The sequence below is a fragment of the Cysteiniphilum sp. GTC20157 genome, from assembly GCF_055396795.1.
In genome coordinates, this window is the sequence record NZ_AP044698.1 from 1329870 (window position 1) to 1350280 (window position 20411).

A 20411-nucleotide genomic window follows, 5' to 3' on the forward strand; every position below is an offset into this window, starting at 1 on the left:
AAGCTTGGAAAAGTCACACTTCATAGAGGCTTCGACTTACGCTCAGCCAACGCTTACACAATCAAAGTGGGCAGGAATATGGTTATAGCCAATTTATCCTACAATAAACTCGCAAACTGTCTATATTCACTTACATGTCAGCGTGGTGCTGTTATAATGCCACCACTGTTTTAGATCGATTTATTTCACCTTTATGCAAGCAAATACAGCTTCAGAACGCAAGTCAGCGCGTGCTTGGTTAAAATCTCGTGCTCATCCTGCTAAAAAATGGGTACAACTCACCATTCTAGTGAGTTTCTTAAGTGGCTTGTTACTTATTGGACAACTTTATCTGTTGGCGCATATTTGTTATGCCGCCTATATTGAGAAACTCTCAAACATTGAATTGATTAGCTACTTTGTTGCTATTATTGCTATTGTGTTTATGCGGGCAGGTTTGTCGTGGCTTAAGGAGATCGTGAGCTTTAAGGCTACGGCTAAAGTAAAAGAGCAATTAAGAGACGATATTATTGCACATATTAATCAATTAGGTCCTGTGAAATCAGGTGAGCTAAGTAGTGGTGATTTAATCAGTGCAGCAATGGAGCAAGTGGAAGGCTTAAATAATTTCTTAATGTATTTTTTGCCACAAATGACCTTAGCAGGACTTATGCCACTGGCGATTTTAATCTTTATTTTTCCACAAAGTATTGTTTGTGGCATTATTTTATTGGTGTGCGCACCGTTAATCCCACTTTTTATGATGCTGGTTGGTTGGGGCGCTGAAAGTGAAAACCAAAAACATTTTCAAACCTTAGCGCGAATGAGTAGTGCCTTTTTAGACACACTGCATGGTTTAACGACTTTACGTTTATTTAATCGAGCGTCGAGTCACGCGCAAAAAATCTTTGAATACTCTGATGATTATCGCATCAAAACGATGAAAGTATTGCGTATTGCCTTTTTGTCATCGGCAGTCCTTGAGGTGTTTTCCGCCGCATCAATTGCACTAGTAGCTATTTATCTGGGTATGGGTTTTATCAACAGTGCCAATGTACATACAGTGTGGTGGTCTTTTGAAAATATGACCTTGCAAGGTGGTTTGTTTATTTTGCTATTGGCACCTGAATTTTTCTTGCCTCTTCGTGAGTTAAGCACGCATTATCATGCAAAAACCGAAGCGATGGGGGCCGCTCTTGAATTGCAAAAAATATTTGCTTTATCAAAACATGAAGATGTACAAGGCGAGAATGGTGAGCAAGCTAAAGAAGATGGAAAGATTAATCAAGTCAGCTTGATACAAGACTTACCAATGATTGATTCAATTCAATTTAATAATTTAAGTTTTTGTTATGCCAATAAACATAAAAATGCACTGACAAATATATGCTTTGAAATTAAGCATAAGCAAAAAGTTGCAATTGTAGGCGCCAGTGGTGCCGGTAAAACGACTATTTTAAATTTGCTTATGCAATTTATGCATGCAAAAGATGAAGGCATTATGATCAATCATGATTTACCACTTAATCGCATTGATGAAAAGCTTTGGCTTAGTAGAATTAGTTGGCTTGGACAAAATGCAGGTCTCTTTAAAGGCAGCATTCGCTATAATTTACAACTTGCAGATGCTAATGCTCAAGATGAGTCATTATGGCATGCGTTAAAATTGGCACAATTAGATCAAGAAGTGAATGCATTCCCCGATAAATTAGCAACTGAAATCGGTGAGCAAAGCATAGGCTTATCCGGAGGGCAGGCACAGCGTTTGGCATTAGCGCGCGCCTATCTTAAGCCTTGTGAGTTACTCTTGTTAGATGAGCCTACAGCAAGTTTAGATAAAGAAAATGAGCGTCTTATCATGCACAGCTTATTAAATAATTGGCAAAATAAAACGGTGATCATGTTGACGCATCGCTTACAGTTCTTGAGTGAAATGGATCATATTATCGTCATGGATGAAGGACACATCGTACAACAAGGGTGCTTGGAGAAATTGTTGCAAGATCAGTCAAGTTACTTTTATGCGTTATATCGTCACCAAATCTTAGAAGGAGAAGTTGCATGCGCGCATTAATTCCTTTTTTAAGTATTTTTAAGCATCAAGCAAAATGGATGTTTATTGGTACATTTCTTGCATTTTTAGCGATTTTAGCCAGTATCGGTTTATTGTCTTTATCTGGTTGGTTTATTTCATCAACAGGATTTGTGGCTATTTCAAGTTACGCAATTGCCAGTCAATTTAATTATTTTTATCCTTCCGCTGGCGTGCGTGCCTTTTCATTGATGCGTATTTTAACGCGCTATGGTGAGCGTGTTGTCACACATGAGGCAACGTTTAAGCTACTAACCGATATTAGGGTATGGGTTTATAACAGGCTTGTGCCCTTGGCGCCAACACATTTAGCACAATATAAAAGTGGTGACTTACTAAATCGCTTAGTGAATGATGTCAATAGTCTGGATAACCTATATATTCGGATTATCTCGCCAAGTTGTGTGCTGTTTTTATCGATATTACTGATTGGTGTATTTTTTAGCTTTTTAAGTATTCCTTTAGCATTAATGACCATGGGCTTTGCTTTTGTTGCAGGGTTTTGTATCCCTGTCGTGGGTGGCAAATTATCTGCTCATACCGCAAAAACGCTAGCACAAGAGTCTGCAGATTTAAAAACATCAATAACTGAGCATGTGCAATATTTAGCAGAGCTTAAAGTCTTTGCCGCAGAAGATAAACATGCAGAGATAATTAATATGCAAAATAAAGCGCTTATTACAACGCAACAAAAAATGAGTCACTATACGGGGCTTAATGCTGCCCTTATGACCTTGTTCTTGGGTGCGACACTGTGGTGTGGTGTGTGGCTAATGGTCGGACTTGTTCATCAAGGTGTTATAAGTGGTGCTTTTATTGCCCTAGTTGCTTTAGGTATTATGGGCTTATTTGAGGCGATTATGCCTTTACCTGTGGCTTATCAGTATTTGGGGCGTACGCTGTCTTCAGCTAAGAGACTATTAAATATTATTGAGCAAAAACCGGCAAAATTATTTGTTAATGCTGACAACAGTGAGCAACTAAATAGTCCAAAACTGAATAACATTTCTTTTGAAGATATTTCATTTAGTTATCCAGGACGCAATAAGCTTGTCTATGAGCATTTTAATCTTGAGATTGCAGCCAATGAAAAGCTTGCTATTGTAGGCGCTACAGGTTGTGGTAAGTCAACGATTGTTTCCTTGTTGGCAAGGTTTTATGCGCCATCAGCAGGCAACATATTAATAGGTGGTGTTAATATTGCACAATTTACCGAGTCACAACTGCGTGAGCAAATAACGATTATCGGTCAGCATGCACATATTTTTAATGGTAGTATCCGTGATAATCTGTTAATCGCAAATCCTCAGGCAACTGATGAGATGTTGTGGCATGCCTTACATGTTGTTGATTTAAAAAACTTTGCCTTGGCGTTGCCATGTCAGTTAGACAGCTGGACCGGGGAGTATGGCAAGCATCTTTCAAAGGGTCAGCAAAAGCGTTTATCATTAGCGCGTGCGGTATTATCTCAAACACCTATTTTGATTTTGGATGAACCGACAGAAGGTTTAGATAAGGTCATTGAAAGAAAGGTGATTGATAACTTACAAGCAGTGTTTAAAGATAAAACGGTGATCATCATTACGCATAACGACACGTTGCTTAGTAGTGTTGACAGGGTGCTACGCATAACACAATAAAAAATGAAGTATTGCATTGCAATATAAAGTCATGATTTCATTCGACAATAAGCGTGGTGCTCACTACAATATCTACAATTTCATAAGGAAACAGTAAGACGATCATAAGATGAAAAAATGTGGATTTGTCGCCATTATTGGGCGACCGAATGTTGGAAAATCAACGCTTTTAAATCATATCCTAAAATATAAAATCAGTATCACAAGTCGTAAACCACAAACAACACGCCATCAAATTACCGGCATTAAAACCATTGAAAACACACAATTTATCTATGTCGATACACCTGGACTTCATCAAGATGAGCCACGTGCGATTAATCGTATGATGAATAAACAAGCAAGTAGTGTAATTAATGATGTTGATGTCATTTTATTTGTCGTTGAGGTTGGTAAATGGACAACGGCTGAAGAGTGGATATTACAAAAAATTGAGTCGGTCAAAGTACCCGTAATCTTAGTGATTAACAAGGTTGATCAATTAAATAACCGTCAAGAAGCAGTCGAGTTTACTGATGAAATCAAGCAGAAATATCCCTTTGCCGCAAGTTTTCTTATTTCTGCCAAACAGGGGCATTTAATCAATGAACTAGAAGCTAAAATTGAAAGTTACTTGCCGGAAAGTGAGCACTTTTTTTATGCTGAAGATCAGGTTACTGATCGCACTGAGCGATTTATGATGGCGGAAATTATTCGTGAGAAATTAATGCGTACACTGGGTCAAGAGGTACCATATCAATTAACCGTTGAGATTAACAAAAGCAAATTTGATGAAGCACGGCAAATTATGGACGTTTACGCAACAATCTTTGTTGAGCGCTCTGGTCAAAAAGCAATGGTCATTGGTGCTAAAGGGCAGAAACTCAAAAAGATCGGTAGTGAAGCTCGTCAAGATATGGAGTTTATGCTTGGAAAAAAAGTGTTTTTACAACTATGGGTTAAAGTTAAAGAAGGTTGGTCAGATGATGATCGCGCGCTTAAATCATTGGGTTATGATTTTTAGGTTTTTTAGGTTTTTTACGACTGGAGCTATTGTCAATGATTGAACAAACAACAGAAATTTCAAATAAAACCGAAACAGATAGTCAAAATAAAATACCAACATCAAAAAATGCAGGGGCAAAAGCATGGAAGAAGTATGTTATTTTAGGTGTTGTTATTTTGCTTTGTGTGATCGGATTTTATGCTTATGTAAAATATACCGAAATTTATCCATCAACCGATGATGCTTATGTCAATGCCGATGTTATTCATATGTCAGCGCAAGTCACAGGTAAGCTTGATAAGTTATATATCAGTAATAACCAAGCGGTGAAAAAGGGTGAGCTGTTATTTACAATTGAGCCGCAAAGCTTTGAGTATGAGCTTGCTAAAGCCAAAGCAGATTTGACATTGGCAGAAGTGGAAGTTGCTGCGATTAAAGACTCGATTAACCTACAAGAAGCCAAGCTAAAACAGGCACAAGCACAAAAATTTGTCGCAGAACAAAAAGAAGCACGCATTGCCAAGCTTGCTGTTCAAGCAATGGTTTCAAAAGAAGATGCCGATGAGGCTAAAGGTGATCTTGAAGTGGCCAATGCCAATGTTAATGCCGCATTAGCTAGCATTGCCCAAGAGCAAAAACAATTAACATTGCAAAAATCAAAAATTGCTGCAGCTAAAGCAGATGTATCAACGGCGTCATTAAACTTAAGTTATACTAAGGTTTATGCGCCAGCATCAGGATTTGTGACGAACTTTACGTTGCGTCCAGGCTCACTGATCACACAAAATCAAAATCTATTTGTGCTAGTGAGTAATGAATCCTATTGGTTGGATGCTAACTTCAAAGAAACGCAAATGTCACGGATGAAAGTCGGACAAAAAGCATCCGTCATCCTTGATATGTATCCGAATGTGACATTACATGGCACGATTCAAAGTATTAGTGAAGGAAGTGGCAGTGTATTTTCTTTATTGCCTCCTGAGAATGCATCAGGTAACTGGGTCAAAGTAATACAGCGCTTTCCTGTAAAAGTTGTCCTTAATCAGAGTGAAGTTAACAAAGTGCCGAGTCTGCGCGTTGGCGCATCAGCAACCGTTGAGGTTGATACTAATTCTTAGATTATTCTAACTCGCTTTGTAAAACGGGTTGTATTCTATTGGCGTTAAGCATACTGTTTAGTTTTTTCATCATCAGTGAGAAAATGATCGCAACAATAAAAGCAACTGCTGTCATGACTAAGAATATCTTGGCGTACATTGGGTTGGTTGCAGCAGCAGTAATGTTTTGCGCGTGCTCAGTACCACTTAACGCAAAGTTTGACACAGGACCTGCTAAGTTAATCCCAAAGGCGATATTGATAAATAAATAACCCGTGAATAAACCTTGATGCTTGGGCTCAATCATCTCTCCTGCCATAGCATAATTCACAGCATTAACATGAATTTCACCCGCTGAAACGATTAAAAGCAGCAGGATAGGGAATAAGACATTAACTAAATGCGCTTTATCTGCAAGAAATATGCCTAAAGGGATCATTAAAAAAGCGATAACATACATGCTTAAGCCGCGCGCTACTAATGAGCCGGGTTGATAAGGATTATTTGCTTGCTGACGTTTTTTCATCATGCCTGCTAAGATAAAGCCAAAGATAATAACCCCAAGGCTTTCAAAAAGATTGACAGTAGCAGGTTGCATCGGAATACCAAAAAGAGATTTTGAGGTATTGAATTCAACAAAGTTTTCTAAAGCTGTTGATTGTAAGCCTTGAACAAACGCAAACGCCATACTCGCCGAGCTTAAAATAAGATAGGCATAAATTCTTGTGCGATAATTGCTTTGCTGTTTTAGTGCAAAATAGATCATGTAAATCAATGCTGCAATAAAGGCAATATAAATAAGTATTGAACCAACATCAGGGTGATGCATCAAGTAATAAGCAAACAGTAAACAGGCAATGACAATTAAAGGCGCAATATAAAAACGCTTTGTATTGAAGGCAAATGAAGTAACGTAATACGTATCTTTGTCATTAACATTTTTCCAATTCACAAGATGAAGTACAAATGCGATAAATAAACACACTGCGGCAAAGATAAAAGCAGCACTGTAAAGGTTATTTCCTTGCAAAATTCCAGCCACAAAGAAGCTTAAAACAAAGCCTATGTTCATGCAGCTATAGTTAATTGAAAATGCGATGCGGCGGCGTTTGTCATCTTGATTAAATAATTGCGTGAGCATCATATTAATGCAACTAACATTAAGGCCAGAACCCGTGATAAAAACTGCCATGCCGATTAAAATAATCATATGTACATGTACGGCAATAAGAAATAATCCCATAAACTGTAACACTAAACTTGCACAGAATAGACCTCTAAAGCTTACATACCGTCCACCGACAGCCCCTCCTAGAAAGTGAAACAAAAAGTTTAGTGCAAAAAAGCTAGCAGTTAGCGTATTTGCTTCGATCTTGCTCATGCCTGCTTGACGACTAAGATAGAAATTTAAGAGTCCCATGAGTACCGCATAGCCAACGGTTGAAAAGATTTGAATTAAATTAATATTTAAGACACCTTTGGGCATGTCCTTATAACTTAACATTTAGTTTCCTTTTTTATTACTATTTATTAATAAGCTTAAGCATACTAATACGCCATAATTTAAATGTCATGCAGAGAGTTGAAGTTTTTAAATCGCGTTGATTATAGCTAGAGAAACACTGTAAAATGATTTGCGAGCGGTATATACTAAGCCAAGTTTCTAAATAGAGTTTATATCACATAATGATTAACAAAAGTTTAAAAGAGAAAATGGCAAATATTCAGTTATTGATACTGGATGTAGACGGGGTTTTAAGTGATGGTAAAATTATTTTAAGCAATGATGGTAATGAAACTAAACACTTTGATGTAAAAGATGGTTTAGGGATCCTTTTACTGCAAAAATTTGGCATTAAACTGGCTGTTATTACAGGAAAAAGTTCACAAATTGTTCATGATCGATTAACTGCTTTGGGTGTTAATGACATCTACCAAGGACAAAAAAATAAAATTCAAGCTTACGAAGATTTATTAACAAAACATCAAATAATCGAGAGAAATGTCGCCTATATGGGAGATGATTTACCTGATTTGACTTTGATGCTGAAATCAGCAGTATCCTTTGCACCAGCTGACGCGTTAAGTGCTGTTAAAATGCGTGTTGATTACGTAACATCACAACAAGGCGGCTGCGGTGCAGTGCGCGAAGTCTGTGATCTGATATTAGAAAGTAAAGGGTTATTAGATAAAATCATTGATGATTATATCACTGTTGGTGAGGTTAAAGTTTAATGTTTTTTAGTAAGCGCGTTTTCTTCACAACCGTTGGACTTGTCGTTGTGATTGGTACTAGCGGTTGGTTGGTGGTTAAATCAGCGCAAGAGCAAATTAGCCATGGGGACCTGCCAGCGCATTTTGTTGAGAACACCGCAAAGGCTATCACCTATGAAAAATATAACACAAAAGGTTGGCTAGAATATACAGCAACCGCAGTTGATGCAACACGTTTTTATAATCAAGATTCAAAGCTTACAACGGTTAACGCTACGCTATATTCAAAAGACAAAAAAGATAAACCTTGGAATATCAGTGCACATTATGCCGATATTACCAATAACAACAATAATATGCATTTATATGGCAATGTGGTGATGTTGCGTCATGCCAATGGCAAAAACTCACCTGCGATTAAAATTACGACTGATTCGGTCAATTACGATGATGACAAAGACTATATGGATACAGATAAAAAAGTTACGATAAGTCAACCAGGTACACTAAATAATACGATTGGTACAGGCATGAATGGATCACCTAAAAAAGGTGATTTTAAGTTATTGAAGGATGTAAGAAGTTATTATGCAGGACAGTAAAAGAGACAAAAGAAGCAAACAAAGTAAAAAAAGTAAAAAAAATGAACATGAAATAAAACATAGATTGCTAAAGTATGCATTATTTGGCGCGGCTTCTTTATTTATGTTACAGCATGCTTTTGCCGCTGAACAAGGTGGTTCAATGGATGCTGCTGGCATGTTTGGTAAAAACGCCAGCAGTGATGGACAAATTACCATTTGTAGTGACAGTTTATCTTATAGTCAGGATGCGCATAAGATGATTTATCAGGGCAATGTGCTTGTGATGCAAACCAAAGATGCCAATATTCAATGTGGCGGTTATAGTGTGCCTAATGAAAATAGTAAGTGGCCGGTATATCAATTCCCTGACCCAAAAGAAGCCGATGGCAAAGTGGACTATACCAAAGTGCAACAAGCGGCATTAGACTATGCCAAGAACATTTGTAAAAAGCAAAATGGCTGCCGTTTTTTAACGGGGCAAATGCTAACGGTTTTATTTGATGATCAAAATAAGCAAGTCAAAGATGTGGTTTTGACTTCTACAGCACCATATATTGCTAAATTTTATTCTTTGCCGTTTCCAAAACAATCTAAACAGAAAGAGCCTGACTCAGATCAACAAACTATGTATGCTGAAGGCAGACAGATGAACTTTAATTTGCTCAATAGCACGTTGACCATACAAGATAAAGCTTATGTTGACCGCGCAGGTAATCGCTTCTCCGGAGATAAAGTGCTTTATGATACCAAAAATGGTTTGGTGACTGTGCCAAATACCGGACAAAGAGCAACGGTCATTTTAAATAACTTAAACAATAAGTAGGTTTAGCATGAGTATTGGCGTAGTAAGTGCCATCATTATTATCGTTATCGCGATCTTGATCTGGCGCAGCTCAATGAAAGCAAGAGAGCATGCGGTTTATATGGCAGTTAAAATAGCAAAGCAATGGGATGTTCAGCTATTAGATGATACGGTGTGTTTGACCAAAATGCGCTTATCGCGCCAAAGCAATATCGGTAGCATGTGCTTATTTCGCGAATATGCATTTGAGTATAGCTATGATGGTATTGATCGTTATAAGGCTTTGTTGCAGTTTAATGGTAATCAATTTTTGCAGGTTATATCGAATGATCAAAAGATAGACTTCAAAGAGATACAAGGCGAAAACACAACTTATAATAAACAGACATACACAAATAATATTATCGACTTAAGTGCTTATCGCACAGAAGATAAAAAACCGCCCAATAAAGATAATGACAAGGAGTAGTGAGCTGATGATTGAATTACATCAATTTCCTAAATTAGGTAATGTGCCAAATTCCAGTCCTTTTTGCATGAAATTAGAAAGCTATTTGATTGCACAAAAAGTGCCGTATCAAAACTTTTATAGTGCGGATTTGCGTCGCTCCCCAACGGGGAAAATGCCATATATTAGGAAACAAGATAAGTTTTATAGCGACAGTAGTTTAATTATTGATTTGCTTGAGAAAGAATGTGTTGAACCAATGCAGCAAAACTTAACTGATTTAGAAAAATCACAAACCTTGGCTTATCAGAGATTATGTGAGGAGCATTTGTATTGGGCGTTGGTCTATAGTCGTTGGGTTGATGTTTCCGCTGATAATAACTGGCGCAAGGTAGTTCAAGAGGGCACTAAGTTGCCTAAGTTATTGTTTGGTATGATCTTTAAAGTCATGACAAAAAATGCGACAAAGCAAACATATGAACAAGGATTAGGGCGCTTGACCAAAGCGCAAATTTATCAAAAAGCAGATGAAGACTTGTGGGCATTATCTAATTTTTTAGGTCACAACAACTATTTCTTTGATGATTCTCCCAGTTTGTTGGATCATATTGTATATTCTGTCGTTGCCAATATTGCGCACACCCCTTGGCAAAACCAGTTAAAAGAACAACTGGTAAAGTATCCTAACCTACAAGCGCATAGTGCGCGTATGCTTAAGCAGATTTTTGGTAAATAAAAATAAGTCAAAGAAAAAACACAAAAAATAGGTGAAAACAAAACCATGTCATACAATATCAAAACCTTATTGCAACAACCTAAAGCTGAATTACATATGCATCTTGAAGGCAGTCTTGAGCCTGAGATGATGCTGAACTTGGCGCAAAAAAATGGCGTCAAACTAAAGTACAAAAATTTAGCAGAGGTTAAAAAAGCCTATAACTTTAACAATCTGCAAGAGTTTTTAGATTTATATTATCAAGGCATGTCAGTGCTTCAAACTGCGGATGATTTTTATGATTTAACTTATGCTTATCTACTCAAATCACAACAAGATCATGTAACACATACTGAGATTTTTATCGATCCACAAGCGCATTTATCACGTGGCATTTCACTTTATATACTTTTTGATGGTGTCAATCGTGCGGTTAAACAAGCGCAAGCTGAACTAAACATAGATACACAATTAATTATGTGTTTCTTACGTCATTTATCGGAAAAAGATGCTTTAAACACCTTTGATCAATTAATGGATTATCGCGATAACTTTATTGGCATTGGTTTGGATAGCTCTGAGCTTGGCAATCCACCCGAGAAATTTAAAAACCTCTTTGAATTAGCGCGTAAAGAAAAGTTACATCTCGTTGCGCATGCTGGTGAAGAGGGACCTGACGATTATGTTTGGCAGGCGTTGGATATTCTAGGGGTTGAACGTATTGATCATGGTAATGCAATCTTAACTGATGATGTATTGATGAAACGTATTGCCAAAGATAATATCGCGCTCACGATGTGCCCATTATCAAATAAAGCTTTAAAAGTAGTCCCAAACTTGATCGATCATCCGGCGCAAATTTTGTTAGATAAAGGCATCAAAGTGACGATTAACTCCGATGATCCGGCGTATTTTGGTGGTTATGTTAATCAAAACTATATTGAACTGATTGAAGGTTTACAGTTAGGTACTGCAGAAATCCAACAGTTAATTGATAATAGTTTATCCGCTAGATTTATTAAATAACACATGAGTGTCAGATTATGTTGCCAAGAATTTTCGATTTGAAACCTCAAGTCGTTATTGTTGTTAATCATTGAAGCTGTTTCTATATAGTAAAAGATAGTAAAAAAGGGGGTTAATTTGCTTTTAGTCATATCGTTTCAAGGGGAAAAAGGTGCTTATTCAGAACAGGCGATTCATAAGTTTTATCAAGCGCAAAATAAGCAAAATAGGCAAGATCAAATTGAAACCTTAGCATGTGCATCATTTGCCGAAGCGCTTGAGATGGTTGCTGAAAAAAAGGCCGATTTTGCGATGATTCCAGTGGAAAACTCGATTGCTGGTAGTGTCATTCCTGCCTATGATGAGTTGATTAAATACAATCTGCGTATTCAGCATGAGGTTATTTTAAAGGTTGAGCATTGTTTGATGATTCACCCTGATGCAGATATCGATAACATTGAGCTAGTGCGTTCACATCCACAAGCTTTGGCACAGTGCCAGAACAATATTGAGCGCATGGGTTTATCACCTAAGAGTTTTGTTGATACCGCGGGTGCTGCCAAATACATTGCCGAAAAAGAGATTTTAACGCAGGCGGCGATTGCTAGTAAGTTAGCCGCGCAAACCTATTCGTTAAAGGTCATCAAAGAGCACTTTGAAGATGAGCCGTTTAACTTCACACGATTTTTCTTATTGGGACGTGATGAGCTAAATATACCCTATGAAAAAGATCAATTGTATAAATCATCAATTATCTTTACAACATTGCATAAACCTAATGCATTAGTACAAGTACTTGCTTGTTTATCAGAGCACAATATCAATATGTGTAAGATTGAATCTAGACCATCACGCTCGCGTGCTTGGGATTATAGCTTTTTTGTGGATTTTGAAGGGCATGAAGAAGAGCATAATGTGCAAGCTGCTTTATTAGCGATTTTAAAGAAAACGTCGTTTTTGAAGAACTTAGGTTGTTACCAGTCAATTACACTCTAACACTCAAAAATTCCGCGCAATTTGCGATCATGAAACACTATAAAAAACATAATAATTTGTATACAATCATTTGTCATTGAATCTTACAAATAGGTAATTCCTTTGATTAAGTATTTAAGGCAGTGGTATCAGAAAAAATTTGATAGCAATGAGCCTGCCGTTTTTATAGTCGTAACGGTTGTTGCGGTACTGATTATTAACTTTTTTGGTGACCTTTTAGCACCGATTTTAGCGGGTGTGATCATTGCTTATTTATTGGAAGCAGTTGTTTCTTTTCTATCTAAAGTATTAAAGCTTAATCGTAACATAGCGGTTTACATTGTGTTTTTAATTTTTATTGCGTTAGTGATTATGTTATTGCTATTTGTGCTACCTGCACTGATGCACCAAGCAGGGCAGTTTGTGCAAAGTATTCCTCAGCAAATGAATAATCTCCATGCAAGTTTATTGGAGTTGTCGAAGAAATACCCAACAGTTATCACACCTGAGCAGATTAAGGACGCGATTAGCACCATCTCAAATATTAAAATGGATAAAATTGCAGGTATTGGTCAGTATTTATTGAAGTTTTCGCTTGCCTCGTTATCAAGTCTATTTACTTGGTTGGTCTATTTATTTATTGTGCCATTATTAGCATTTTTCTTTTTAAAAGACAAAGAACGTATTGGTAAGTGGTTTGTTAATATGTTGCCTAAAGAGCGTGGTGCATTAGAGGAAGTATGGGCAGATGTGCGCCCACAGTTGGGTAACTATGTCAAAGGTAAAACCATTGAATGTTTAATTGTTACCGTCGTTACTTATATTGGCTTTATTGTTTTTGGCTTAAATTACTCGTTACTATTAGCCATTTGTGTCGGGCTTTCAGTATTTATCCCTTATATTGGGATGGTGATTGTTACGATCCCCGTTGTGCTTATTGGCATTAGTCAGTTTGGCTTTAGCTCCGAGCTTTTCTATATGCTTTTGGTTTATTTGATCATTCAAGGTTTGGATGGCAATCTATTGGTGCCACTATTATACTCTGAGGCACTGAGCCTTCATCCGGTAGCAGTCATTGCCGCAGTGCTTATCTTTGGTGGTATATGGGGCTTTTGGGGTTTGTTCTTTGCGATTCCATTGGCAGCACTCATAAACTCAGGTGTGAAAATGTGGACACGACGCAATATTAATAACAAAAAACCAAAGGAAGCCTAATGGCTGAAACAATTGCTGCACCAAAATTAAAACGTCCAGAGATCATCATTAAACTGCGTCCATTTCATCGTAAAGTACACCAAGTGTTGCTTGAAAATAAGGTCGATAGTTTTATCGCAAGCATTATCGCGCGACGCATTGATGATCCAGAGCACGCCTTAAAGTTTGTCAACTTAAAGCTTAAATTTTTAACTTCTCCACATTTATTAAAAGATGCGACCAAAGCTGCAAAACGTATTATTCAAACACTAGAAGCCGGCGAAATTATTGGGCTTGAAACCGATCATGATTGTGATGGGCAAACATCACATGCGATTTTACATGTTGCATTAACCAAGATTTTTAACCATCCACTAGATAAAGTCCGATCTTATATCGGGCATAGAATGGAGGAAGGTTATGGTTTATCTGATAAACTTGCGCAACGTATTTTAGATGATGACATACGCCCTAATCTTGTAATCACTGCCGATAATGGCTCTACTGATGAAGCGCGTATTGCGTTATTAAAATCACAAGACATTGATGTGATTGTTACTGATCATCACGCGATTCCTGAAGAAGGTGTGCCGCAAAGCGCTTATGCGGTGTTGAACCCCACACAAAAGGGCTGTGAGTATAATGATCCCTTTATTGCCGGATGTATGGTTGCTTGGTTATTGGTGGCTGAAGTCAGAAGGCTACTATTGCTTGAAGGAAAACCGATCAATAATGACTATCAGTTAACGGATTTATTAGACTTCGTTGCTGTTGGCACCGTCGCTGACTGTGTGTCTATGGCAAAGAGTATTAATAATCGCGTTGTGGCTTTTTATGGGATGCGCAAGATTTCACAGTTAACACGTAGCTGTTGGAGTAGCTTTAGTGATTATTTTCACCATAAGGTCGATAGTGAATTTTTGGGATTTGTAATTGCACCATTATTAAATAGCGATGGACGAATGTCCGATGCATTAAGCTCGGTAAGTTTCTTATTAAATGATGATCATCAAAAAACCAAACGATGGGTTGAGTTCTTACAACAACAAAATAATCATCGCAAAGCAATTCAAAAAGAAATGACTGCCAAAGCGATGATGGAAGCCTCAAAACAATATGCAAAAGGCACATCAAGTATTTGTGTCTATCTTGACGATGGGCATGCTGGGGTGCATGGGATTTCTGCTAGTCGCATTAAAGATAGTTTTGGCTTGCCGACGATTTTATTTTCGCCCAAGCAAGGTGAGAATGATATTATCACAGGATCGGCGCGCAGCATCGATGGCTTAAATATTAAAGCGGTTTTAGACCTTATTCATCACAATACAACAGATATTCTGATCAAATACGGTGGACATACAGGAGCTGCTGGATTAACTATTTATAAAGAAAAGTTTGTAGAATTTTCTCGAGTATTTAATGATTATTGTCAAAAAGCGATTCTTAAAAAAAATATTGCTGCCACGCCAATTATTTATTGTGATGGTGAGTTAACTGCTGAGGAGTTCACGCTTAAACATGTTGAAAAATTCGCTTTGCTTGAGCCTTATGGTCGCGAGTTTGAAGCACCTATATTTTGTAATAAGGCAAGTGTTCATAGCTTCAAATGGGTGGGTAAAGAAAGCCAACATTTACAATTAATGCTCACCATTTATGGTAAAACACTTAAAAGTATCTGGTTTTTTGCCGATGAATATTTAAATCACACAGACCTTAAAGTCGGTGATGAAGTTCAAGTAGCGTACCGTTTATCTAAAGAGCATTTTAATGGCAGTACTTATGTTAGCCTTAAGATTGCGCACTTGACGCCATTAATATGTTAAAGGTAAGTATTATGGCTAAACAAAGCATCAATCATACAGAATTCAATATCAAAAAATTGTTTGAAGAAGCCGGTTTATATGTGCGTGATGCGCAATTACAAATGATTGAAGCGGTTAAAGAGACACTAATCAATAATCAAAAAATTGTTATTGAAGCACCAACGGCAACCGGTAAAAGCTTTGCCTATCTTTTGGGTGCTCTTTTAGCCAATGAGGCGCGAGCAGCGAAGGGCGAAGAAAAGCTATCGATTATCGTATCAACAGCAACGGTGGCGTTGCAAGAACAGCTGATTGATAAAGATTTGCCGTTTATTCATAAGCTTATGCAACACCATAAAATTGAGTTTAGTTATCAATTGGCAAAAGGGCGTTCACGCTATTTATGCCCACGTAAATTGCATCACTTTGACAGTGCTGACAGTGACTTGCAAAAAGAAGCTGAAATGCTAGATCAGCGTTTGAGCAAAGATTGGGATGGTGATTTTGATCTATTGGAGAAGCCTGTTTCTAAAGCATTGATGAGTGAGATTTATAACACCAGCAGTTCATGTTCATTTAGCCGCTGTGAGTGTTATCGTGAATGTCCTTTTTTTAACGCGCGCCAAGGCTTGCGTAAGGTTGATATTATTGTCGTCAACCATAGTTTATTACTGTCGCACTTGGATCTAGGAGATGGCGCGATTTTACCTAAATTTGAAGACAGTCTTTATATTATCGATGAGTGTCATCACTTACCTGATCGGGCATTAAGGTCACTTTCTGGTTTTGCCTCACTATTAGGCTCACAAACATGGATTAATGATGTTGATAAACTGTTAAATGCCTTACCTTCTGAATTGGCTGATCGAACCATGCGTGAGAACTGGAAAGAGGTGCGTAAAAATCTCATTCAGCAGCTAACCCAAATGCAACAATTGATTGATCCAATCTATAATAAGGCATTAAAAGAAGAAAATGTTTGGCGTATGACACACATTGATGAAGAGATGTTGACGCTTGCCACGTCCATCAAAGAGGGTGCTGCCTTTTATATGAATCAGTGTGATAAGCTCAAAACAAAACTTGATGATTTTGCCGAAAAAAGTCAAATTCATTCAGCCAGTAGCTTAGAGAAACAATTCACGCAAATCGGTTTTTTGTTAGAGCGGTCAAAAAATCTTTATAGCGTGTGGTCATTGATGATCAACCAAGCAACGATGCCGCCAATTGCCAAATGGGTTATTCCGCATGAAAAGAAAGTCAAGCAGGAAGAAGTGCAAACGGATATGTTGGCAACTAATTTTCAAGATTATGATATTCACGCCTCACCGATTGAAGCGGCGTCATTATTAAAACAAGTCTTTTGGCAAAATGTACAACACGGAGTGGTGATGTGTTCAGCCACAGTGCGCTCACTGGGTAAGTTTGATCGTTTTTTAAATGCCACGGCACTTAAAAAAGAAGCCAAAACCTTACTGTTGTCATCGCCATTAAATTACTCCAAATCAAAGCTTGTTATTGCTGATATGCAGTATGAGCCAGCGCAACAAGATAAACATATTGAAGAAACAGCCAAGTTACTTAATGAAGTCTATTTTAAGGATTTGCATGAAGGCGCTTTAATGCTCTTTACCAGTATCCATGCGATGGAAAAGGTCTATATGCGCTTAAACAGTGTCCTTAAGAAAATCACGTTGATTCAGGGTGATCGCTCAAAGCAGGCAATGATTGCCATTCATAAAAAGCGCGTTGATCAATTTAAACCGTCGATTATTTTTGGTGTTGACAGCTTTTCTGAAGGCGTTGATTTACCAGGCGCTTATTTAACACGACTGATTATTCATAAATTACCATTTTCTGTACCAACGAATCCGATTGACAAAACACGCTCGGAGTGGTTAGAGTCGATTAAGCGCAAGCCCTTTATGGATATATCACTGCCACAAGCATCACTAAAGTTAACACAAATGGTAGGGCGTCTAGTGCGTACAGAATCCGATATTGGCGAGGTGATTATTCTAGATAAGCGCTTAAGAACCAAATTTTATGGCAAAGCACTTTTGGAGAATTTACCTGATTTTGAAATTGTAAAATGATAAAATTGTGAGATAGTAATGAGGTATAAATAACTTCTTTGTGATGGGTATTCACCTCGCCCCTTGTGGGAGAGGTCGTGTAGCTTAAGCTGCACGGGTGAGGGGGTAAATTAAAACTCAACTTATCCTTGGCTCATTACATCGTAAAACGAAAGGGAAAACCATGAAAAGAATTCAAAAATTTTTTAAAATTTTACCTGATCAAACGGTCTATGATAAGATCAGTTCACCTGTTGGCGAGCTTATTTTTTTTGCATCGAATAAAGGACTTCATCATGTCTTTTGGGAACACGAAGCACAGTTAGAAGCTTTTCAGGTGGGTATTCAATCATTTAAGCAAGATGCTGATCATCCGATAATTGTTAAAGCAAAAACTCAATTGACTGAATATTTCAAAGGCAAACGTCAAGTATTTGATATTCCATTATGCCCGCATGGCACAGACTTTCAGCTAAGTGTTTGGCAGGAGCTTCGTCAGATACCCTATGGCGAAACCATAAGCTATGGTGAGCAAGCAAGACGCTTGGGTGATAAAAACAAAGCACGCGCCGTTGGACTTGCCAATGGCTTAAACCCGATTTCAATTATTGTGCCATGTCACCGAGTCATAGGCAGCAATGGCAATTTAACCGGTTTTGGTGGGGGATTGGATAATAAGGCGAAGTTGTTGGAGATTGAGAAGGGTGGTGCTAGTTTATGATGTGGTTTGTGGATTAAAAAATGGGCTACTTTCTATCTTTTGAATAAGCTCATCTGCTTGAGTTTGGGTCATATCCAAAAAACTTGCCCACATTTCAATAGATTTCAAGTCTTCAATTAATTGGGTTTTCTCTTGCTTTAAGGCATTGTTTTTATCCTCGAAACTACCAACTCCTGATAGTCTTAATGGTTTTATATCCAACTTAAGGAGTAATACTACATAAAGTCTACGAAATGTCTCAACCTGCTCAAGTTCAAAAGCACCCCCACTTGAAGATTCCATACACCATTTTGCCCAGTAGCTTTGATATTCATAAGGCTTAGCATTAAGATAAATATTGCTAAGCGAAGAAAAGGAATTCCAGTTTAAGGGAGTTTTATTTTCCATAAAAATGCTAAAGAAATTTTTGCAGCGCTCTCCCCATTTTGAATTATTGTTTGCCACATGAAGTAAATACGCCATAAATTCAAACAATATACAGGATCTAACTTGCTGGCGAAATTCAAATAGCGCTTTAGTACTTTGATCGGATTCAGAACTATACGTTTGATCAACAAATAAATTTAAATAGCTTTGCAACATTTCACGAAAATCATTATCTTTATTAGCATCAAATGCTAGTTTAAATAATTGTTGAAAAGCTTGTAGTATACATATGACATACTCTTTATACCTCTCAGGATTGCTATTAATAACATCACTGATCTGATACATAAAAATACGCCGCAAAAAATCCCATGCTTCAGATTTACCTATAGTTGGGTCTGTGACATCTTTAACTGCACTATAAAATGGTATTTGAAAATATTGAATTTGCATATTAAAGAAATAATAATCTTGATTGCGGATAGCTAAAAAGAGGACGTCTTTGTGGAATTGCCATAGCAAAGGAAAATTTAAGGTATCTATTTGTTTAAAACACCATGGATAGATGCTCCTTTCCAACGATCTAAAAGGAACAAGGCACATAAATGGATCAAGCATATTATTCTGCATCACACAGTATGCTTGTTTTCGAGTGAGAGGTTTTTCAAGCTTATAAAAATGTAGAATCAATTTTTTGTATAGATCGAAGTTTTTTTGGATATTAGTTTTGTTTTCATTTTTCATGGATTCAATTGTGCTCACCTCAAGTTCATCAAATTCATTTAGAAATAATAAATGATCTGAGATGGTAAATATGTTGATAAGACTATTAAATTCACCTAAATCTAAGTTATCAGTGTTTGGAATGGCAATTAATGCATCACCCATTTTTACTTTTCTGGATATGGTAGGGTATAGATATATGGGAGAGTTTAATTGTTTGGCAAATTGGATCAGTGCTTTTAGAGATATGTCTAACACAAAGCCATTTTGATTGGCTCGAATGTACTTATAGTTTGGGTTATTTTGACCAAAAAATTTATAATCAAGCAACTCTAGTGATATAAGTTGTTGATCAGCAAAATTTTTTATTTCATCATAGATATAAGCTTCCGCATAAGCTTGATCAAATAGTGAAATATAAAATTTGTCAATCAATTGATTTCTTTTAGCTGAGAATATAATAAATATTACAGTTTTATGAAAAGCAAATATAAGCCAAAGATAGATTACTATAAAACCAAAAATAGGAAACAAATAATTGTTAAAAAGATGAGACTGCAATATGAAAAATAAGGTTGTCATATAGGTAATAAAAAGAGCATAAAAATAGCTGTTAGCAACTAATGCTCTGCCGTTTTTTTTATCTGAGTTCGTATATTCTAGCACGAAAGTACAGATTGCAATGATCGCTGCAATAATACCAATAAATATGGTAGGGGTAATCGAGAAAGTGGGACGAATATGTTCATTAATTTCTTGAAAAAATGGTATTGCCAAAAGCGCCATCGAAAATAAAAAAATGGAAAAAATAATACCAACTAAATACAAAAGAGCCTCAATAGATGGCAGCATTAGGCTAAATTTTTGTGGTGGCGCTTTGTGTGTTCTTCGAAGCTCTTTTTCACATAAAGCTTTTAACGAATCACATTGTTCTAAATTGAATTTTGGTTTCATATCACAGTCCTTGTTGATGTTTCTAATAAATTATAGTAAA

17 protein-coding genes are annotated in these 20411 nt (G+C 37.1%); 15 read left to right on the forward strand and 2 right to left on the reverse strand.

The window, feature by feature from the left end; translation table 11 throughout:
- Positions 1–193: 193 nt before the first annotated feature.
- From cydD to ACZ5V8_RS06030, 4 genes are all read left to right on the forward strand, one after another.
- Entirely contained in the window at positions 194–2053 is a 1860-nt protein-coding gene (cydD, locus tag ACZ5V8_RS06015; RefSeq protein ID WP_464217054.1) for a thiol reductant ABC exporter subunit CydD, read from the forward strand.
- Positions 2041–3711: a thiol reductant ABC exporter subunit CydC gene (gene cydC / locus ACZ5V8_RS06020; RefSeq protein ID WP_464217055.1), complete on the forward strand. Its 1671-nt coding sequence runs from the start codon at positions 2041–2043 to the stop codon at positions 3709–3711. The genes cydD and cydC overlap by 13 nt, the downstream gene beginning before the upstream one ends.
- A 109-nt stretch (positions 3712–3820) precedes the next feature.
- Positions 3821–4714: a GTPase Era gene (gene era, locus ACZ5V8_RS06025; RefSeq protein WP_440617562.1), complete on the forward strand. Its 894-nt coding sequence runs from the start codon at positions 3821–3823 to the stop codon at positions 4712–4714.
- A gap of 35 nt (positions 4715–4749) precedes the next feature.
- The gene (locus tag ACZ5V8_RS06030) at positions 4750–5814 is read left to right on the forward strand and encodes an HlyD family secretion protein (protein WP_464217056.1); all 1065 of its coding nucleotides are present in this window, start codon (positions 4750–4752) and stop codon (positions 5812–5814) included.
- Position 5815: 1 nt separating this feature from the next.
- Here the strand turns inward: ACZ5V8_RS06030 and ACZ5V8_RS06035 are convergent, their stop codons facing one another.
- A complete protein-coding gene (locus tag ACZ5V8_RS06035) occupies positions 5816–7297 on the reverse strand; it encodes a peptide MFS transporter (RefSeq protein ID WP_464217057.1) in 1482 nt (493 codons plus the stop codon).
- Between the two features lie 179 nt (positions 7298–7476).
- Here ACZ5V8_RS06035 and ACZ5V8_RS06040 point away from each other — a divergent pair, with 179 nt between their 5' ends.
- From ACZ5V8_RS06040 to ACZ5V8_RS06090, 11 genes are all read left to right on the forward strand, one after another.
- A complete protein-coding gene (locus ACZ5V8_RS06040) occupies positions 7477–8028 on the forward strand; it encodes a KdsC family phosphatase (protein WP_464218719.1) in 552 nt (183 codons plus the stop codon).
- Positions 8028–8609: an LPS export ABC transporter periplasmic protein LptC gene (gene lptC / locus ACZ5V8_RS06045; protein WP_464217058.1), complete on the forward strand. Its 582-nt coding sequence runs from the start codon at positions 8028–8030 to the stop codon at positions 8607–8609. Before ACZ5V8_RS06040 ends, lptC begins: the two co-directional genes overlap by 1 nt.
- Positions 8596–9414 carry an LptA/OstA family protein gene (locus ACZ5V8_RS06050; protein WP_464217059.1) on the forward strand — a complete coding sequence of 273 codons (819 nt, stop codon included), beginning with the start codon at positions 8596–8598 and terminating at the stop codon, positions 9412–9414. Before lptC ends, ACZ5V8_RS06050 begins: the two co-directional genes overlap by 14 nt.
- A 7-nt stretch (positions 9415–9421) precedes the next feature.
- On the forward strand, positions 9422–9862 hold the full coding sequence (locus tag ACZ5V8_RS06055) for a DUF3301 domain-containing protein (RefSeq protein WP_464217060.1): 441 nt from the start codon (positions 9422–9424) through the stop codon (positions 9860–9862).
- Positions 9863–9869: 7 nt separating this feature from the next.
- On the forward strand, positions 9870–10577 hold the full coding sequence (locus ACZ5V8_RS06060) for a glutathione S-transferase family protein (RefSeq protein ID WP_464217061.1): 708 nt from the start codon (positions 9870–9872) through the stop codon (positions 10575–10577).
- A gap of 45 nt (positions 10578–10622) precedes the next feature.
- The gene (locus ACZ5V8_RS06065) at positions 10623–11582 is read left to right on the forward strand and encodes an adenosine deaminase (RefSeq protein ID WP_464217062.1); all 960 of its coding nucleotides are present in this window, start codon (positions 10623–10625) and stop codon (positions 11580–11582) included.
- A 117-nt stretch (positions 11583–11699) separates the two neighbouring features.
- Positions 11700–12557, forward strand: coding sequence for a prephenate dehydratase (gene pheA / locus ACZ5V8_RS06070; RefSeq protein ID WP_464217063.1), 858 nt, complete (start codon positions 11700–11702; stop codon positions 12555–12557).
- Between the two features lie 102 nt (positions 12558–12659).
- Positions 12660–13751 (forward strand): AI-2E family transporter, encoded by a 1092-nt coding sequence (locus tag ACZ5V8_RS06075; protein ID WP_464217064.1) that lies wholly within the window; start codon positions 12660–12662, stop codon positions 13749–13751.
- A gap of 41 nt (positions 13752–13792) precedes the next feature.
- Complete coding sequence (locus tag ACZ5V8_RS06080; protein WP_464218720.1) at positions 13793–15553, forward strand: single-stranded-DNA-specific exonuclease RecJ; 1761 nt, start codon at positions 13793–13795, stop codon at positions 15551–15553.
- An 11-nt stretch (positions 15554–15564) separates the two neighbouring features.
- A complete protein-coding gene (gene dinG / locus ACZ5V8_RS06085; RefSeq protein ID WP_464217065.1) occupies positions 15565–17628 on the forward strand; it encodes an ATP-dependent DNA helicase DinG in 2064 nt (687 codons plus the stop codon).
- Positions 17629–17791: 163 nt separating this feature from the next.
- The gene (locus tag ACZ5V8_RS06090; protein WP_464217066.1) at positions 17792–18328 is read left to right on the forward strand and encodes a methylated-DNA--[protein]-cysteine S-methyltransferase; all 537 of its coding nucleotides are present in this window, start codon (positions 17792–17794) and stop codon (positions 18326–18328) included.
- Here the strand turns inward: ACZ5V8_RS06090 and ACZ5V8_RS06095 are convergent.
- Positions 18323–20371, reverse strand: a complete 2049-nt coding sequence (locus ACZ5V8_RS06095; protein ID WP_464217067.1) for a hypothetical protein — start codon at positions 20369–20371, stop codon at positions 18323–18325. The two genes, ACZ5V8_RS06090 and ACZ5V8_RS06095, sit on opposite strands and share 6 nt — an antisense overlap.
- Positions 20372–20411: the final 40 nt, after the last annotated feature.

Coding starts and splice junctions, on each gene's coding strand:
- dinG (WP_464217065.1), top strand. CDS start 15,565: ATGGCTAAACAAAGCATCAATCATACAGAATTCAATATCAAAAAATTG.
- ACZ5V8_RS06065 (WP_464217062.1), top strand. CDS start 10,623: ATGTCATACAATATCAAAACCTTATTGCAACAACCTAAAGCTGAATTA.
- cydD (WP_464217054.1), top strand. CDS start 194: ATGCAAGCAAATACAGCTTCAGAACGCAAGTCAGCGCGTGCTTGGTTA.
- ACZ5V8_RS06090 (WP_464217066.1), top strand. CDS start 17,792: ATGAAAAGAATTCAAAAATTTTTTAAAATTTTACCTGATCAAACGGTC.
- lptC (WP_464217058.1), top strand. CDS start 8,028: ATGTTTTTTAGTAAGCGCGTTTTCTTCACAACCGTTGGACTTGTCGTT.
- ACZ5V8_RS06060 (WP_464217061.1), top strand. CDS start 9,870: ATGATTGAATTACATCAATTTCCTAAATTAGGTAATGTGCCAAATTCC.
- ACZ5V8_RS06035 (WP_464217057.1), bottom strand. CDS start 7,297: ATGTTAAGTTATAAGGACATGCCCAAAGGTGTCTTAAATATTAATTTA.
- ACZ5V8_RS06095 (WP_464217067.1), bottom strand. CDS start 20,371: ATGAAACCAAAATTCAATTTAGAACAATGTGATTCGTTAAAAGCTTTA.
- ACZ5V8_RS06030 (WP_464217056.1), top strand. CDS start 4,750: ATGATTGAACAAACAACAGAAATTTCAAATAAAACCGAAACAGATAGT.
- ACZ5V8_RS06050 (WP_464217059.1), top strand. CDS start 8,596: ATGCAGGACAGTAAAAGAGACAAAAGAAGCAAACAAAGTAAAAAAAGT.
- cydC (WP_464217055.1), top strand. CDS start 2,041: ATGCGCGCATTAATTCCTTTTTTAAGTATTTTTAAGCATCAAGCAAAA.
- ACZ5V8_RS06055 (WP_464217060.1), top strand. CDS start 9,422: ATGAGTATTGGCGTAGTAAGTGCCATCATTATTATCGTTATCGCGATC.
- era (WP_440617562.1), top strand. CDS start 3,821: ATGAAAAAATGTGGATTTGTCGCCATTATTGGGCGACCGAATGTTGGA.